This is a genomic window from Secundilactobacillus collinoides DSM 20515 = JCM 1123 (genome assembly GCF_001435975.1).
Classification (GTDB): Bacteria; Bacillota; Bacilli; order Lactobacillales; family Lactobacillaceae; genus Secundilactobacillus; species Secundilactobacillus collinoides.
In genome coordinates, this window is sequence record NZ_AYYR01000033.1 from 1 (window position 1) to 16679 (window position 16679).

At 46.4% G+C, this 16679-nt stretch carries 13 protein-coding genes and 1 tRNA gene; 5 read left to right on the top strand and 9 right to left on the bottom strand.

Annotation, left to right across the window (positions count from 1 at the left end):
• Positions 1-617: 617 nt before the first annotated feature.
• From FC82_RS06785 to FC82_RS06795, 3 genes are all read left to right on the top strand, one after another.
• The gene (locus tag FC82_RS06785; RefSeq protein WP_054762623.1) at positions 618-1055 is read left to right on the top strand and encodes an HIT family protein; all 438 of its coding nucleotides are present in this window, start codon (positions 618-620) and stop codon (positions 1053-1055) included.
• Between the two features lie 15 nt (positions 1056-1070).
• Positions 1071-1376: a hypothetical protein gene (locus tag FC82_RS06790; protein ID WP_054762621.1), complete on the top strand. Its 306-nt coding sequence runs from the start codon at positions 1071-1073 to the stop codon at positions 1374-1376.
• A 319-nt stretch (positions 1377-1695) separates the two neighbouring features.
• Positions 1696-2577: a peptidylprolyl isomerase PrsA gene (locus FC82_RS06795; protein ID WP_054762619.1), complete on the top strand. Its 882-nt coding sequence runs from the start codon at positions 1696-1698 to the stop codon at positions 2575-2577.
• Between the two features lie 307 nt (positions 2578-2884).
• Here FC82_RS06795 and FC82_RS06800 read toward each other — a convergent pair whose 3' ends face one another.
• The 7 genes from FC82_RS06800 to argS all read right to left on the bottom strand — a co-directional run bounded on the left by FC82_RS06800 (position 2885) and on the right by argS (position 13390).
• Positions 2885-3847 carry a 3'-5' exoribonuclease YhaM family protein gene (locus tag FC82_RS06800; RefSeq protein WP_056996574.1) on the bottom strand — a complete coding sequence of 321 codons (963 nt, stop codon included), beginning with the start codon at positions 3845-3847 and terminating at the stop codon, positions 2885-2887.
• Positions 3848-3886: 39 nt separating this feature from the next.
• Entirely contained in the window at positions 3887-6538 is a 2652-nt protein-coding gene (locus FC82_RS06805; RefSeq protein ID WP_054762617.1) for an ATP-binding protein, read from the bottom strand.
• A complete protein-coding gene (locus FC82_RS06810; protein WP_056996571.1) occupies positions 6528-7754 on the bottom strand; it encodes a metallophosphoesterase family protein in 1227 nt (408 codons plus the stop codon). The genes FC82_RS06805 and FC82_RS06810 overlap by 11 nt, the downstream gene beginning before the upstream one ends.
• Before the next feature lie 101 nt (positions 7755-7855).
• The gene (locus FC82_RS06815) at positions 7856-8197 is read right to left on the bottom strand and encodes a YlbF family regulator (RefSeq protein ID WP_054762614.1); all 342 of its coding nucleotides are present in this window, start codon (positions 8195-8197) and stop codon (positions 7856-7858) included.
• Between the two features lie 64 nt (positions 8198-8261).
• Positions 8262-10400: a PBP1A family penicillin-binding protein gene (locus FC82_RS06820; RefSeq protein WP_056996572.1), complete on the bottom strand. Its 2139-nt coding sequence runs from the start codon at positions 10398-10400 to the stop codon at positions 8262-8264.
• A 337-nt stretch (positions 10401-10737) separates the two neighbouring features.
• The gene (gene argR / locus FC82_RS06825; RefSeq protein WP_054762612.1) at positions 10738-11205 is read right to left on the bottom strand and encodes an arginine repressor; all 468 of its coding nucleotides are present in this window, start codon (positions 11203-11205) and stop codon (positions 10738-10740) included.
• Between the two features lie 493 nt (positions 11206-11698).
• Positions 11699-13390 (bottom strand): arginine--tRNA ligase, encoded by a 1692-nt coding sequence (argS, locus tag FC82_RS06830; RefSeq protein WP_054762610.1) that lies wholly within the window; start codon positions 13388-13390, stop codon positions 11699-11701.
• A 630-nt stretch (positions 13391-14020) separates the two neighbouring features.
• Between argS and FC82_RS06835 the strand changes: the two genes are divergently transcribed.
• The gene (locus FC82_RS06835; protein ID WP_056996573.1) at positions 14021-15451 is read left to right on the top strand and encodes an APC family permease; all 1431 of its coding nucleotides are present in this window, start codon (positions 14021-14023) and stop codon (positions 15449-15451) included.
• 141 nt (positions 15452-15592) lie between these two features.
• Here the strand turns inward: FC82_RS06835 and FC82_RS06840 are convergent.
• Positions 15593-15663 (bottom strand) — tRNA-Gly (locus FC82_RS06840).
• A gap of 117 nt (positions 15664-15780) precedes the next feature.
• Positions 15781-15996, bottom strand: a complete 216-nt coding sequence (locus FC82_RS06845) for a hypothetical protein (protein ID WP_054762608.1) — start codon at positions 15994-15996, stop codon at positions 15781-15783.
• A gap of 207 nt (positions 15997-16203) precedes the next feature.
• Between FC82_RS06845 and FC82_RS06850 the strand changes: the two genes are divergently transcribed.
• The gene (locus FC82_RS06850; protein WP_054762606.1) at positions 16204-16551 is read left to right on the top strand and encodes a DUF1516 family protein; all 348 of its coding nucleotides are present in this window, start codon (positions 16204-16206) and stop codon (positions 16549-16551) included.
• The last annotated feature ends 128 nt before the right edge of the window (positions 16552-16679 follow it).

A 16679-nucleotide genomic window follows, 5' to 3' on the forward strand; every position in this document is an offset into this window, starting at 1 on the left:
CTTTTGTGCCCAGAGTCGCTTCTGCAGTAGCCCCCTGCCTTGCGGAACACGTTTCGGCAATAGAAAATAAAAACACGTCGCAACTAAGCAGTCGGTAATAAAAAGCAGAAACTGACTTTTTGCATACGTGTTCGTTCTGCAGTACCCTCCTGCCTTGCGGAGCGCGTTTCGGTAATAGAAAATAAAAGCATGTCGCCGGAAAGCCTTCGGTAAAGAAAAACGTAGAAAATGGTTTTGGACTCAGAGTTCGTTCTGCAGCCGCCCCTGCCTCGCAGAACACATTCCGACAATAAAAACCGCACCACAATCACGACCTGACAATAGTGCAGACACATCGAGTCGCTTCTACCATACTCGTACATCCCACAAAAACATCTCTACTCAAGCCACCCAACCCGCAAGCACCATTTCCCCCAAATAACGATTTCAAGCCTTCATCTCTCCAAAAATGTCAGCATCAAGCGTTCTTCAAACGTTGCACAAAAACCAACTGCCAAAAAAATCCTCCCATTTCTTAAGCCCACCATAAAATTGCTCACATTTTCCCCATCGCCTTTCCTGACCAGTGGTTGTCTAGTGTATACTGGATACAGAACAACATTAAGGAGGAACCGCAAATGATTCATAACTATGATGATAACTGTATTTTTTGTAAAATTATTAAGGGTGAGATCCCGAGTTACACAGTCTACGAAGATGATGATGTTAAAGCATTCTTGGATATTTCACAAGGCACGCCGGGCCACACTTTGGTCGTTCCAAAAACTCACGTGAAGGATATTTTTGCTTACGATGCCGACCTTGCTGCCACAGTCTTTGCAAAAATCCCAATGATTGCTCGGGCCATCAAGGCATCCAACCCTGATATCAAAGGTATGAACATTGTGAACAACAACGGTGAAGTGGCTTACCAATCCGTTTTCCATTCTCACATTCACATCGTGCCCCGTTATACCAGCAATGATGATTTTGCGATGATCTTCAAAGATAATTCAAAGAATTACGATGAAGCGGCCTACACAAAACTTCAAGACGCCATTAAGGCGCAATTTTAACAAGGAGGGGTCGATATGAAACGCTTCTTGCTCACAACCCTGATTACGGCGGGCGGCTCTTTGGCGCTGCACCTGTACAACAAGCGCCAATCGCCTGCCGCTTTCGTTTCCGAAACGGTCACGACTGTCAAAACAAAGTATGCTGACTACCAAGATTGGCGCAAAAAAGCGTCTGCAGTCAGTGATCGTCTGAATCACCTGAACGCTGAAATGGCCAAAGCACAACCTGTTTTAGATAGTATCCAAGACGACGTGCAGCAGTTTCAGTTCAAAATTCAGCCACGACTGGATAAAATTAACGAAACGCTGGATAAGTTCTAGAGAATCGTTTGGTAGCGTGAAACGCCCTGAGATTTATTTGGCCTAATTATTGAGTTACGGGTTGCTTTTTAACGCCAAACACACAAATTTGGACCATTCTCAGCCAAATAAGGGCACTGGACTAAAAATCCCACTTCGGAATTTTTGCTCAGCGCCCTTATGTTTCGGGCGCACATACGTCCCTTTTTTACCGGCAAACTATTTCACTTTTTATTAAGTTCTCACTCGCAACTGCTATTATCTCTAGGTTATGTTATAGTTATTGGGAACGCCCCAGCTGGGAGTTAAACAAATTTATAGAAATGGATGTGTTTTCGCAATGAAGAAATGGTTCGTCGCACTTGCCACTGTCTTAATGGGTCTGACATTGGCAGCCTGTGGTAGCAAAACCGTTGCCACTACTTCAGGTGGTAAGATCACTGAAAGTGAATACTACAGCAGCCTGAAGAACACTTCAAGTGGTAAGCAAGTCTTGCAACAAATGATTCTTGATAAAGTATTGGAAAAGCAATACGGTAGCAAGGTCAAGACTTCACAAGTAACCTCGCAATACAATACTTATAAGAAAGAATATGGTTCTTCATTCAAGTCCGTTCTTTCTCAAAGTGGGATGACGGCTTCACAATTGAAGCAACAAATCCGAGACAACCTGTTACTTAAGGAAGCTGTAAAGGCTAACGTTAAGATTACAAACGCCAAACTCGAGAAGCAATTCAAGAGCTACGAGCCTAAAGTTACGGTTTCACACATCTTAGTTTCTAAGAAGACTACGGCCGAAGCAGTTATCAAGAAGTTGAAGGCTGGCGACAGCTTCACCTCATTGGCTAAGAAGTACTCTACTGATAGTACAACTAAGAACAAGGGTGGTAAGTTAGCCGCCTTTGACAGTACTGATACTTCACTTGACAGCACCTTCAAGAAGGCTGCTTGGAAGCTGAAGACTGGCCAATACACAACGACTCCTGTTAAGACGACTTCAGGTTATGAAATCATCAAGATGGACAAGAACCCTGGTAAAGGTACTTTGAAGGAACACAAGGCAGAACTTAAGAAGCAGATCATCGATGATGATATGAACAGCAGCACAGTTCTGAAGAGTGTTGTTTCTAAAGTCCTTAAGAAGGGGAACATCTCCATTAAGGATAGTCAATTACAAAACGTCTTGTCAGACTACTTGACCAGCAGTTCATCAAGTAAATAAGACGCAATAACAGGTTGATACCTGTTTGATCGCTCCGGATTTTCCGGGGCGGTTTTTTCGTCTCTCATTTTTTCTCTGTTTTTCTCTTAAAGATGAATCGCCGTGCTTCAGCGTATATCCTGATTGACAATCATTTCCCGAAAAGCGTTTAGAATTTGCAGATGATCACCATATACACCCAGACGGACAACTGTACTGAATGACTGACCATCATAGTCAATCCAAATCAAGCCAAGTCAATCCAAACAACAAAAAAACGCTGTCCATCTTGAACAGCGTTTTTTTTGTTGACTATTCTATACAATGACTAGTCAGGTAAATCACCCTTCTGCCCGTCTTCAGGCAACGTTGGCCGATAGAAGGATCGGCCGTCCATTGCGAAGAGTCGCTCGCCAAAAGCACCGGGACTCGTTTTATCAAGGGCGTTGTTCATCATCATAATGGAGGCGTCAAGTTCATCTAATTCATGGAGCACCTCTGCTTCAAGCAACCGTGGCCGTACCGGTGACCCATATTCCAGCAACCCATGATGAGCTAAGATCATATGCCGTAATAAGACAACATCTTCACTATCCAGGTCAAATTTCAACGCGTTGCAGGCAGTAACGATTTCACCGTCAACGATACTGATGTGGCCCAGCAAATTGCCTTCGACCGTGTACTGAGTGCCGACTGGACCTGAGAGTTCAACCACCTTACCCAGGTCATGCAAAATCGCACCCGCGAACAATAACGGCGCATTGATGGTCTCATACTGTCCTGCAACACTGTGCGCTAACCGCAAAATTGAAATTGTGTGAAACGCCAGGCCGCCTTTAAATGCATGGTGGTTGCGTTTGGCTGCCGGGTACGTAAAGAATGCTTCCCGGTGCTTCGCCAATAACCAACGAACGATGCGGTTCCAAACCTGGTTTGTGATTTCAAAGACGACTTGGTTAATTTCGTCCTCCATTTCAGTCGCCTTCATCGGCGCTGAGCTCATAAAATCATCGGGGTCATGCGGTTCGTCAGCGTTTGCTAACCGCAGCGCGTTAATGCGTACTTGCGGCGTCCCCTGATAATTGTCGCGTTTTCCACCCAGCCGAACTACCCGGCCAGGTTGATAACGGTTGATGTCGGCATCGCCAGCATCCCAAAATTTACCGGACATTTCACCTGATGCATCCGTAAACGTGAAATCCAGATATTTCTTTCCGTTTTTAGCAACCCGAACCTCAGCGCTTTTAATCAGCACCATTAAGTTCATCTGGTCACCCACTGCGTAGGTCATTAATTGTTTTTCAGCCAAGATGACGACCCCCTTTTAAGTTTATTTTACTGCGAGTTGGTCCAAGTTTAAACACTGATCTGACGGTACCAGATCCTGATTATATCGGTCAGCGGTAAAGTACAGGATCTGCGTGGTCTCCTGCAGCTGTTGGAGCAACGCAAAAGCGTGTTTTGTGCGGTCACGGTCGAAGTTCACAAAACTGTCATCAATAATGATCGGCAGTTCAATTTCATCCGCCATGACCTTTGTAAACGCAAACCGCAATGCAACATAGAGTTGTTCAGCCGTACCGCGTGAAAGTTCACCCACATCGTAAGTCGTTTGATCAGCAGCTTCAACCGTAACGGTATCATCGGTAAACGTAATTTTATGAAATCGGTCCCCAGTCAGTAACGCAAAGTATGCCGTGGCTGCCGTCATAATCTGCGGCTGGCGCCCCTGCGATGCTTGAATCAGCGTCTGGTCGATCCATTTGATCAATAGCGTCTTAGCAAGCCAGGTATCCGTCATATCAATGATTTCGGCCTCCAGTGCAGCCCGTTGCTGCAACAAATGCTGGTAGGCCTCACTGCTGGCCAGTTGTTTCATATCATAGGTCAACTGACTATGGCGCTTAAGTTGGGCGGCTTGCGACAGTCGCGATTTAGCGAGCTGTTTGGAACAATCTTCCTTCGCCTCATCAATTGCCGCCTGCGATGCATAACGTTCGAAGCCACCCGTCTCAACACTGGCTAACTGCTGTTTGATCATCGCCATGTGGGCGGTTTGTTGTTGATAATCTTGTGACGCGTGGTAGGCGCGTTGGAACGCAGCTTCATCCCCCAAATCCCGTTCCGCTAAGAAGGCTGTTAATCTTTGCGTCACAGTCGTCACTTCTGTCGTCTGGGATGCCACGCGCTGCTCGCTTAGTCGTTGCTGTTGAGCGGCCAGCTGCAGCTGTTTTGTTTCGTCTTGGCGTGCATTGACGAACTGTTGAATTGCCGTTAATTGGGCTGACCGATCCCCGCTGAGATCTAACCAGTCGCCGACAACCTGCCACTGCGTCAAATACTGATCAAGATGCTGCTCCAAATCAACCAGCTGCTGCTGATCAGCTTCCGAGCGGGCCATCGCCGCTGCGTAGTCTTTCAAAACAGGTTGTAAATCCAGCCAATCACTCACCTGCACCGCCGATAAATGATAGGTGCTGCCAATCGTTTGAAGCTGTTCACTAATGTCGGTCAGATGTGTATTGACCGTTTTAAGCTGGGCATTTAACTGATCGATCTGTTCCGAAAGCAGGTCGGCCTTCGATGCCCCAGAATCACCGTTGTTCAGCATCGGTTTAAAGATGCCATACGCCGCCACGATGACGCCAAGCGCCCCGCCAACTGAGCGGGCAACACCACTCAGAAAGAAGACGGCAAGCACCACAACAGCAATCCCGGCAGCCAGCCACTTGATCGAAATTCCTGAACCGGCATCGTTATCCGCCTGTTCGGCCGCATTTAATTGGTCGGCTAACTGGTGGCGCTGATTGCTGATTGCTGTTTGGGTCGCGTTGAGTTGTCGTTGCTGGGCAATCAACTGAGCCACCTCTTCTTGGTCACCAGCGCTCATGGGCGATGTTTGCATCAGTTTTGCGCCGTGGGCTGCCCGCAACTGGTCCAGCGTATTCGCTTCCGCAGCCAAATTTTGTTCGGCCACTTGCCGGTCGCGTAACTGCTGCTGAGCAGCCGTTAATTGGTCAACAAGCTGATCAATCACGGTCTGGTGCGCTTGATAAAAGTGTTGCGGTTCACTCGGCGTCATGTCTTCTCGTTGACCTGCTAACTGTTCCTTTTCCGTCTTTAAACGCGCCGTTAACTGCGCCCGCTGGGTGGTCAGCCTTGTAAAGTTTTCCCAATCTTCTGTACTGATCGACTGCGGCGCCGCTTGCTCAGAATTTTTGAAAGCCTGATACTCCTGGTAATAAGGAAACAGTTGTTCAATTTGATTCAAATTGGTCAGCGCTGAATCTTGTGTCGTAATTGCCGCTTGACTGGCAGCCAAGGCCTTAGCCGTTTCCGTTTCCTTCGTTTGAAGGTCTTGATACCGCGGATAATCCGCCTTTGCGGCCGCTACTTTTTCCGTCAGGGCATCGTACTCGCGCAATTTTACACTTAGCGGCTGTTTACGGCCCCGTGGTTTATAGAGCGCATCCGCTTCCTTACGTAAGCGTTGATTGAGGGTGATCCAATCATCACTGCCGATGGCCCCGATCCGCTGAATACGTTGGATCAGAGCAAACCGATCCAAACCAAAAACGTCTTGAAGATTCTGTTCACTAAAGCCATAAATTTGGGAAAACAACTCTCGATCAACTGGTCTGAGCAGCGCATTTAGATCCTGTTTCGTGAGCAGTGTATCGGTCGTTGTATCGCGAAATGTCACATCACCGCCGTGCGTCCCGTCGACCCGTTTAAGCCAGTAGTCATGGTTCTGGTGACTGAACGCCATTTCACCGCCATACGTTGCGCCGCTCTTCGGCTGGTACATCTCATACTTATGCTTAGCAGTTGCAAACCCAAACAGCATACTGGTGATGAAGGCAACAATTGTGGATTTTCCAGCTTCGTTTGGTCCGTACAACAACTGTAACTGCTTATCAAACGTCAGTCTTGTATCGTGAAACTTTCCGAAACCATATATGGTCAGTTCCTTAATCCGCATGATTGTCCGCCTCCAAACGTGCCTGTTGCAGCAACTCACTTTCGGCACGGGCTTGACTGTCAGCTAACGTAGTCGAATCGCGCAAGTGGTCAGCTAAAAACGGATAACTGAGCAATTTTTTACCAGCAGCACTGGTCAGCACATCAGTGGTGAACACAGCGGCCTTCGCATCCGTCCAAAATTGCGCGTCCAGCTGACTGTATTGAATCTGAGCATCTGCCGGTTGCAGTCGACACTCATAAATCCAACAACGATTTGTCTCATACCGGTCCTCTTGAATTTGTGATAACCGGTCAAACCAATTACCGTTGTTCAACTGCGTCAGCACTTGCCCCGGCAAAGATTCGACGTTCGTCAAAGTCAACGAAACAAGTTTAAAGACGGCCGTATCCGTCAGCGTTGCCAATTGACGCAACACAAAGTCGATTAATTCAGTTTCCGTTTGCTGATCCGTAATTGCAACCGTCAGGCTCACCCAATCAACTGGGTTCACCGGCACAAATTCCGGATTCAACTGCTGGTTCTCACTTGTGACCAGCATGTACCCGTGATCGCCTGACTCATTTTTATGGCGCCCTTGAATCGTGCCAGCATAAACAACGGGCGGCTGTTCTGCCAAGAACTGCGGTTTATGGATGTGACCCAGCGCCCAGTAATCGTAGTGCTTATCGGTTAATTCACCTAGCGTAAACGGTGCGTAGTGGTTATCTCGAGACTGTTGCAATGCGCCATGCAGCATACCGATTTGAAAATCTGCGTCACCGCGTTCCGGAAACTGAGCGGCCATATCCGTGTCAAGCCACCTGGTGGGGTAACTAAAGCCGCTGATTGCCACACGTTGTTGATCGTGGGTGGTTGTCAGTACTGTACTGACACTTGAATCAAACGCATGGACGCCTTCAGGTAAGGCAATCGCCTGCCCATCGGTTTGATAATCGTGGTTCCCAAAACTTAAATAAACCCCAATTTGCGCATCGATCAGCCGCTGTAACTGCGTGTTTAAAAACAATTGGGCAGTTACTGATTGGGTCTCACGGTCAAACAAGTCGCCCGTCAGTAAAACAAAATCCACCTGCTGATCGATGGCCTGGTCGACAAGCCGTGTCGTTGCGGTGAACGGTGCTTGGTAAACAAGCTGCCACACTGGTTCAGGAACTTGCTTCAAGCCTTCAAACGGGCTGTCTAAATGCAGATCTGCTGCGTGAATAAATTTCAAGACAGGGTCTCCTTTCATTTCTTGTTAAACCGGTTCTGATTGAAAAAAACGCCGAAGCCAAATTCTTCGACGTTTTTTAAAACTTGTGCAAAAGCCTTGACCTAGTTGCGGTAAAGCTCTTGAATCGGCTTTGTGATCTCATCATTGAGTTTTGAAAGCAGGTCGTTAACACCCTTTTCGGCTTCCATCAACACTTTGATTGCATCAGCTTTGCCAACCTTGTCCGCAACTTCGCGGGCGTGAGTCATTTCTTCCTCAGTCAATTGTTGGCCCTGCATCTGCTTTTGTTGAATGTTCAACTGAATTTCTTGAAAGTTCTTAAACAGGTCAAATGTGGCTTGTTCCGCCTTCATTTTGCTGTAGGCATCCTCTAATTTTTTAAATTCATCGGATGTCTTCAGTTGTTCCTTCAGTGTTGTTGCCGTTTCATTAATGTCAGCCATTATGAATCCTCCTGTCTAGTTGTCTCCATAATTGTATCATGAAAGCGTTGCGCTGACTATCCGCTTAGTTGCCTAAAATGCTGGAAGTTGTGTTCGACCACCACTTCTTAACCGAATTAGCCGCGCTGCTGGCACCTTTTTTGATCTTTTTGCCGACCTGAGAAGCACCATTCTGGACGTTACCCCAGAAACTGCTATTATTAGCTGATTTTGATGCTTTGGCCAGCGTGGCTGCGTCCTTCGTGTTAAACGAGGTCTGTTTCGTATACGGCAAAATTTCCTGAAGCTCCGTCTTAAACAGCGTGCTGATTCCGGTTCCGCCCAAGTTCTCCAAATGGTGTTCCTTATTGGTGTTGTCAAACCCTTCCCAGGTTGTCACCACCACGTCAGGTGTGTACCCCACCATCCATTTATCCTTGGCAGCATCGCCGTCACCAGTATCGTCTGCTTCGGTACTCCCAGTCTTTCCAGCCACTTGGTAGCCGTAAGGTTTGGCAGCTTCACCAGTCCCGCTGTTGTAGACACCCAGCATCATACTGGTCATTTCCTTTGCGACCTTCTTTGACATCACTTTTTTAGTGGTGACTTTTGGTTGGGCAACGACCGTTTTCCCGTTAGCGTCAACAATTTTACGGATATAGTGTGCATCGGTTCGCGTTCCGCTATTTGCAAACGCGGTATATGCGCTCGCAAGCTGTTGCGGTGAGACCCCGCTGCTGAGCCCGCCCAGTGCTAACGCGAGATTGTCGTCCGATTTGGTGACCGGCAGCCCAAAGTTCTTAACGGACTGATAGCCTTTATTGACCCCGATCTTATTCAGCAACCAGACGGCCGGTGCGTTCATACTCTGCGCCAGGGCCTCATACATGGGCACCTTACCGGTATACACGTTATTTTCGTTTTTCGGTGTGTACTTGTTGGTACCGTAAGATAATTTCTTGTTTGTCAGTTCCGAATCATAGAAGTAGCCATTTTCCAAGGCCGGCGTGTAGACGGCTAACGGTTTGATGGTCGAACCAGGTTGCCGCGCCATTTGTGTTGCCCGGTTATAGCCCCGGAAAACGTGCTTGCCACGGCCGCCGACAACAGCGAGGACACCACCATTTTTCGGGTTGACCGCAATTGAAGCCGCCTGGACCTTAGTGCCGTCTGATGCGTTTGACGGGAAGAGGTAAGCTGATTTAAAGTTCGTTTGCATTGATGATTGATAGTTTTGATTCAAATAGGTATAAATTTTATACCCGTGATTCAAAATTTCTGATTCAGTCAGACCATACTTTGAGATAGCTTCACTGATAACCGCATCAAAGTAGTAAGGATACTTGTACGAATCTTTGTAGGTGTACGTATCGCTTGTCACAATTTTTGTTTTCTGGTAGGCCTTGGCCTGTGACTGCGTAATTTTGCCGTTCTCCGCCATTAACTCCAGAACAACATTCCGGCGAGCCAGCGCGGCCTTTGGGTGATCAATTGGATTGTACCCGCTAGGAGACGTCAGCATACCAGCCAGAACCGCTGATTCAGGAACAGTCAGTTGGGAAGCCGACTTGCCAAAGTATTTTTCTGAAGCATCCTGAACACCCCAGACACCGTTCCCGAAATAGGCATTGTTAAGATACATCGACAAGATTTCTTTTTTGGTGTAGACATTTTCAACTTCGACAGACAAGAATAATTCCTTAAACTTTCGCGTAAACGTCTGTTCCTGTGTCAAAAAAGCATTTTTAACCAGTTGTTGGGTCAGCGTACTCCCGCCGCCGCTAATGTAATCACGGTGCAGGATCTTATTTTTCGCTAACAGCAGAAACGCCCGGGCAATGCCCTTCACGGAGAATCCGTACTCGTGGTAGAACCCGCGATCTTCAGTTGAGATAACCGCATTTTGAATGTTCGGCGAGATCTTCTTCAAAGAAACATACGTCCCTTTTTGAGAATATAGTGACCCGGCCTTTTTCCCATTTTTATCATAAATATAAGTTGTTTTTTCAAGTTGATTTTTCAAATCCCCAACATTGGCCGTTTTCGCTTGAAAAGTCAGAACTGCGCTCATCACAAAAACCATGGCTAGCACAATAACAATCAGCCACCGCGTAATTTGAAAGCGGTGCCAGAACCGGCCTAACCAGCGCTTAAACCGATGCCAGCCCGGAGACAGCCAAGTCTTGATTTGTTGAAAAAACCCATTTCCCCTATTTCTATTCATAGACTCCCTCATTTACGACCCAAATTAATACGTTAATTTTAGCACATTGTGTTCAAACAACTGCCTTATCGGCTGAATTTTAATAAAAATTAGAGTGTCTAAAGCTGGCTTCTGATAGCTTATGTGCGGTGTCTCGCCACGATTCGACTGCCTGTTCATCCAACGAATCCCTTGTATAATTAAGGTCTTTCAGTTGCCAGCAGCCTCAAGGTCATCTGGCGCCGCCAATCAATGTTAACTTGCCTTGCTGGTATTCACGATGTCTAACCAGTGGTGTCGCACAAACGAGACACAAAAAAAGCCAGGAACAGTTCCTGGCCTTCATCCAACCATCGTATTAGTGCACAATGTCCGGATTCATACTCTTGGCAATTTCATTGTTCAGTTGCTGGGCGACTTCCTTACTTGGGCTAATGACCAAGATGGTGTCGTGACCGGCAAGGGTGCCGACAACTTCCGGCAGCTTTAGATCATCCAAGATTGCTGCCAATAAATTGCCGTTGCTTGGCAGTGTCTTGATAACGTTGATAAACTCAATCTGGGTCAGTCCGACGACCACTTCGTTGATTGTTTCGCGCATGTGTTCTTCTTCTGATTTATTACCCGGTTTAAATATGGTGTAACGCAAGTGTCCATGGCCATCCTGGGCTTTGACTACCTGCATTTCACGAATGTCACGAGAAATCGTTGCTTGCGTCGCCTTAATCCCAATTTCCTTTAGATGACGCATTAGGTCTTCTTGCGTTCCAATCGGATATTGATTGATCAATTGTTCAATTCTCGATTGACGAATACTCTTTTTCATCCTAATGCAGCCCCCTTACTGTAAGTAACACTGCAATTATTATAACAAAGTAAGATGAATATGGCTACTTTTAATTGAATATTTATTTATAGGGATGGTGTCCAGTATAGTAAAAAATCCCGAGGAGACTAGGGCGTACAGGCGTTCCATTTCTCATTAAGATTTCATTTAAACATTAAAATGTATTTAAATTATCCGCCATTGAAACAACTTTTTGTGCTGCCGTGATCAGCCTATCCTAAAACTATCAACCACTGCCCTTTTGCCATAATTGCTCAACGCACAACGGGCATGATTAAGGCCGTATAAGCGGCCATTCTTCGTTCATCCAAAATAAAAATGGCTCGTCGAAAGATCCAAATGGATTTTCTGGCGAGCCACTCTGGCACATCAAAAATTTTCAGTTTAACCGACTCAGCGCCATTATGACCTTTCGGCAAAGCGTTCAGACGACACAAGTTTCGTAAGGCAAGTACCGCGTATCATCTGCGTTCTACATTTCGTCTGGTGCTTCAACGCCCAACAAACGCAGTGATTCTTTCAGAACTGTTGACACACTCTTGACCAAGGTCAGACGAGCAGCCTTTTCACTATCGTCAGTCAAGATCTTTGAGTGGGCATAATACTTGTTGAAAGCCTTTGCTAACCGAATCGCATACTTCGCAATATCGGAAGGTTCGAATTCTTTCAAGGCAACCTTAATGGTGTCTGGGAAGTCAGCCAGAACCTTCAACGTATCCCAAGCTTCCGGATCCGCAATTTTTGCATCGGCATCAAGCAGGCTGACATCGCCGGCCTTTCTCAAGATACTTTCAGCACGGGCATGCGCGTATTGAACATACGGGCCAGTCTCACCTTCAAACTTCAACTGGTCTTCAAGGTTGAAGTCAATGCTGTTCATCCGTTCGTTCTTCAAATCACCAAAGATGATGGCACCGACACCAACTTGTTTAGCAACCTCATCCTTGTTTGGCAGGTCTGGATTCTTAGCCGCAATTTGCTTCTTAGCCATGTCGATAGAATCATCCAAAACAACATCCAGTAAGATGATCCGGCCGGAACGGGTCGACAATTTCTTACCGTCAACGGTGATTAGACCGAACGGAATGTGGTGCAGGTTCTTAGCTGAAGGCAAGCCCATTTCAGTCAGGACGGCCTTCAGTTGTTGGAAGTAGTACATTTGTTCTGAGCCGACGACGTAGAGGTTCATTGCTGGGTGATAGGTGTTTTCACGGTAAACGGCGGTCGCAATATCACGGGTGATATACAGTGAAGCACCATCACTCTTTAAAATCAAAGCCGGGTTCAAGTCGTACTTTTCAAGGTCAACCACTTGGGCACCTTGAGACTCCTTCAAAAGCCCCTTGGCCTTCAAGTCATCAATAACAGCTTGCATCTTATCGTTGTAGAATGCTTCACCGTTGTAGGTATCAAACTTAACGCCTAACTTATCATAAATGGCGTTAAAGGCCTTCAGTGATTCGTCACGGAACCATGACCACAGGTGGTGAGCTTCTTCATCCCCGTCTTCGAGCTTTTTGAACCATTCACGGGCTTGGTCATCGAGTTCTGGGTGTTCTTTATCTTCCTTATGGAACTTCACGTAATACTTAACCAGGTTCGTGATTGGATCCTTCTTAACGTCCTCTTCATTGCCCCATTTCAGGTAAGCCACGATCAACTTCCCGAATTGCGTTCCCCAGTCGCCCAAGTGATTATCTTTGATTGGGTTGTAGCCGTTCTTCTTTAAGATTTCAGCGATGGAATTTCCAATGACAGTTGACCGTAAATGACCCATTGAAATTGGCTTTGCGATGTTCGGTGATGACATATCGATCGGCACGTTACCACCGTTACCGTCCTCGTTTTGACCGTAGTCGGCGCCTTGAGTCATGACTTGACCGAGCACGTCAGCACTGAAACTGCTTTTATCAAGGAAGAAGTTCAGGTATGGGCCGGCAACTTCGACTTTATCAAACTTGGTCGTATCGATCTTCGCTACGAGGTCAGTCGCAATTTGTTGCGGTGCCTTCTTCATCGTTTTTGCAAGCGTGAACGCTGGAAAAGCGTAATCACCCTTTGATGAGTCCTTTGGCCGTTCGATTTTTTGGTAGATGTCTTCCGCCGATAAGACGTCGGTCAGACTGGGTGCTAACGTGTCAGCAACTAATTGTTTGTAATCCATAACTAATAATCTCCTATCCTATCTATAATTGTCCGCTTCAAACCTAGAATATCACACTTGAGCGCTGGACTGGCGGGAAATGGTATAAAAAAACGCCCCTTACAATTTAAAAAATTGTAAGAGACGAGATTCACCCGCGGTACCACTCTTGTTGATAGTTGTTATCCACTTTAAAGTATTCACATTGATTATTCTAAAAAGCGCGCTTCCTTGGCCGTGTCATCAGGCTTCCACCATCCCTGACTTGCTGTGGACGAACGAACCAAGTACTCTTCTTTTATCATCGAATATGATTGCCGATAGCAATCTCACTTGAAGCATTCTACCGCAACCAAGCGCCAATAACAAGTGTTTCATGGGCATCCGCAGGAATTTTCGTTAAAGATTCACCAATTTGAGGACATTCTCATTAACGTTTAATGAAGAATGGAGTATGCTAGGAAACGTTGGTGCCGCTAAAGGACGTGGTGAAGTGAGATAAAATTCATTTCACCGCACATCACACATTATTGTCTGATAAGCCGTTGCGTATTGCCCCCCTTTTCCAAAACGGGTGCACCGGTATACCAATTCACACCTTGTCACAAAATAAGAAGCGTTTGCCGCGCTTCGTTTGAAAGGATTTTGATTATGGCCGATAGAAAACATAAGTCGACCCTGTTCTTGCGAAAAGACATTCGCACGGATATTTTTAAGAAAACGGGGTTGGCAAAGTCTTTAAATGCCTTTAGCTTGATTACAATGGGCGTTGGTGCAATTGTTGGGGCCGGAATCTTTATCACTCCTGGAATCATCGCAGCTGAGTATACTGGACCGGGGGCCATGCTGGCCTTCGTTGTCGCGGCCTTTGTCTGCTCCCTCGCAGCCTTGTGCTATTCAGAATTCTCATCCACGATTCCGTTGGCCGGCAGTGCATATACCTACATATATGCTGTTTTTGGAGAGTTCATTGCCTGGATTCTTGGTTGGGCATTGGTCTCCGAGTACTTATTTTCAGTATCCGCCGTGGCTGCCAGCTGGTCGTCCTACTTTCAAAACATTTTAGCTGGATTCAACCTCTACCTGCCCGCACAACTGCGAGCTGCTTTTGGCACCTCCGGCCAGCCGCACGCCATTTTTGACCTGCCAGCATTTATTATTATCATGATCGTGTCGTTGCTGTTGGTCGGCGGGATTCGTGAATCTGCACGGATCAACGCCATCATGGTGATCTTAAAAATCATCGTGATCATCCTCTTTATTGTGGTCGGTGTGTTTTATATCCGTCCTGAAAACTACCATCCTTTCTTACCACACGGCATTAAGGGCGTCGTTTCAGGAGCCGCGGTCGCGTTTTACGCCTACATCGGATTTGACGCGGTCTCCACGGCTGCCGAAGAAGTCAAACGGCCCCAACGCAACGTCCCGATCGGTATCATTGGCTCATTGCTGATTGCAACCGTTCTTTACATTGCTTTGTCAGCAGTCCTGGTTGGCATCGTCAAATACACAAAGCTCGATGTTGCCGACCCCGTTGCCTATGCACTGCACTTTATTCATCAGGATTGGGTGTCCGGCATCGTTTCCTTAGGGGCGGTGATTGGGATGACGACCGTGCTGATTGTCTTCCTGTATGGCGGCACACGGCTGGTTTTTGCTATCAGTCGTGACGGGTTGCTGCCGCAGTTATTCAGCCGATTGAACCCCAAAACCCACGCCCCGGCAGTGAACACCTGGGTATTTGGAATCGTCGGCAGTGTCTTTGCCTGCATTATCCCCATTGATAAGATTACTGAACTTGTCAACATTGGGACGCTATTCGCCTTTGCGATGGTGTCAATCGGGATCGTTTTTCTTCGCCAAAACCCTGCTTTCAAAGATTTGGATTCTGCGTTCAAGGTGCCGTTTTATCCGGTACTGCCAATTGTGTCCTTCATCCTGTGTCTAACATTGATGTTAGAACTAAAAGCCTTCACTTGGATAGCATTCTTTATTTGGTTGGTTCTCGGCCTGTGTGTCTACTTCAGCTATGGCTACCGGCACAGTGTTGTTCGGTTACGGTATAAAGACGAAAATAAATAAATTCATGTAAAACACGGTTTCAGGATATTAACTGAAACCGTGTTTTTATGCGTTCATAAGACGGTAGATTCCCCCTAAAAATAGTCACAAAAAAACGCTCAGTTTATAAAAACTGAACGTTCCAACACCCGATTAATCTTAAGCGGGTAACGGGAATCGGACCCGCGACACAAGCTTGGGAAGCTTGGATTTTACCACTAAACTATACCCGCAACAACAAGATTAACTATATCATATACTTGCAAACTTGTCAGTAAAAATTCAAGAAAATTTGCAAATTCTTTCAATAGTCAACCAGTTGTCGTGTCTTTAAACTAACCTTGTTGCGGCTAGCTGTTTTTAATTTTTGCTAACGTTGCATCGTCTTTTCGCACGATTGCCCGGTTGTTCAATTCGCCAACCAGGATTCGATCCGCTTGGTCAAACTCGAGGATGTGAATCAATACAGAATTTTCGTAGACCTTTTCAATCTCGCCCTGAAAATCATGTTCGAAAGAGCCAAAACGTTTGCCTTTAACGTAATCGCCAATCTTAAGTTCTGCCATTTAAAGCCCTCCATATATGATGATGAAAAAGATATTACCAAACCCCCAGCAAAAATTCAAGTCATATTTCTTATTTTAATTAACTTTTTTCGGCATACCGATTATTAGTCATTCGATAAGTTTCCGCAAATTCAGTGAAATCGCTCTCCCATACGTATCGACCACGTGTTAAACTAGGTTTAGATTGTAATTAAAGGACGTGGGTCTATGTGGCTAGCCATCCACTCGGTGAGTTTCGTTTTCTTGATACTCTGCACGATTATCGGCTTAAATCGCACCTCAGAAAAACGCATCTCACAGTTTCTCATCGTTGACCGAATCATTTATCTGGTCATCATCATTAGCGGCATCATCCTGCTAATTCGAACCTTTCAGCACGCCCCGGTGCTAGTTGGTCTGCGGGAAGCACTTGAGTTACTGCTGATTGTTGCCATTGAGCTTGCTTTTGGCCGCAAACAGGAACGCTCGCTATCGACCCGCCTCGTTGTCGTCCTAACCGTGCTGATCCTGCTGATCGCGGGTCTGGGCTGGTGGTTGGCTTATCGATTGCCATAATGGTAGTACATCGTGATGCTTATCGCCACTGATAACTCAAAAATAGAAATGAAACACAAAAAACCGTTCTCCTGCACTAGGCCCTGTCAAGTTGACAGATGAAATAATATAAAGTTGAGTCTGTTTCT

Bases quoted from the DNA above. Each gene is read 5' to 3' on its own strand.
- argS (WP_054762610.1), bottom strand. From the start codon at position 13,390: ATGGATTACAAACAATTAGTTGCTGACACGTTAGCACCCAGTCTGACC.
- FC82_RS06815 (WP_054762614.1), bottom strand. From the start codon at position 8,197: ATGGCTGACATTAATGAAACGGCAACAACACTGAAGGAACAACTGAAG.
- FC82_RS06820 (WP_056996572.1), bottom strand. From the start codon at position 10,400: ATGAATAGAAATAGGGGAAATGGGTTTTTTCAACAAATCAAGACTTGG.
- FC82_RS06850 (WP_054762606.1), top strand. From the start codon at position 16,204: ATGTGGCTAGCCATCCACTCGGTGAGTTTCGTTTTCTTGATACTCTGC.
- FC82_RS06785 (WP_054762623.1), top strand. From the start codon at position 618: ATGATTCATAACTATGATGATAACTGTATTTTTTGTAAAATTATTAAG.
- FC82_RS06795 (WP_054762619.1), top strand. From the start codon at position 1,696: ATGAAGAAATGGTTCGTCGCACTTGCCACTGTCTTAATGGGTCTGACA.
- FC82_RS06835 (WP_056996573.1), top strand. From the start codon at position 14,021: ATGGCCGATAGAAAACATAAGTCGACCCTGTTCTTGCGAAAAGACATT.
- FC82_RS06800 (WP_056996574.1), bottom strand. From the start codon at position 3,847: ATGACCTACGCAGTGGGTGACCAGATGAACTTAATGGTGCTGATTAAA.
- FC82_RS06805 (WP_054762617.1), bottom strand. From the start codon at position 6,538: ATGCGGATTAAGGAACTGACCATATATGGTTTCGGAAAGTTTCACGAT.
- FC82_RS06845 (WP_054762608.1), bottom strand. From the start codon at position 15,996: ATGGCAGAACTTAAGATTGGCGATTACGTTAAAGGCAAACGTTTTGGC.
- FC82_RS06790 (WP_054762621.1), top strand. From the start codon at position 1,071: ATGAAACGCTTCTTGCTCACAACCCTGATTACGGCGGGCGGCTCTTTG.
- argR (WP_054762612.1), bottom strand. From the start codon at position 11,205: ATGAAAAAGAGTATTCGTCAATCGAGAATTGAACAATTGATCAATCAA.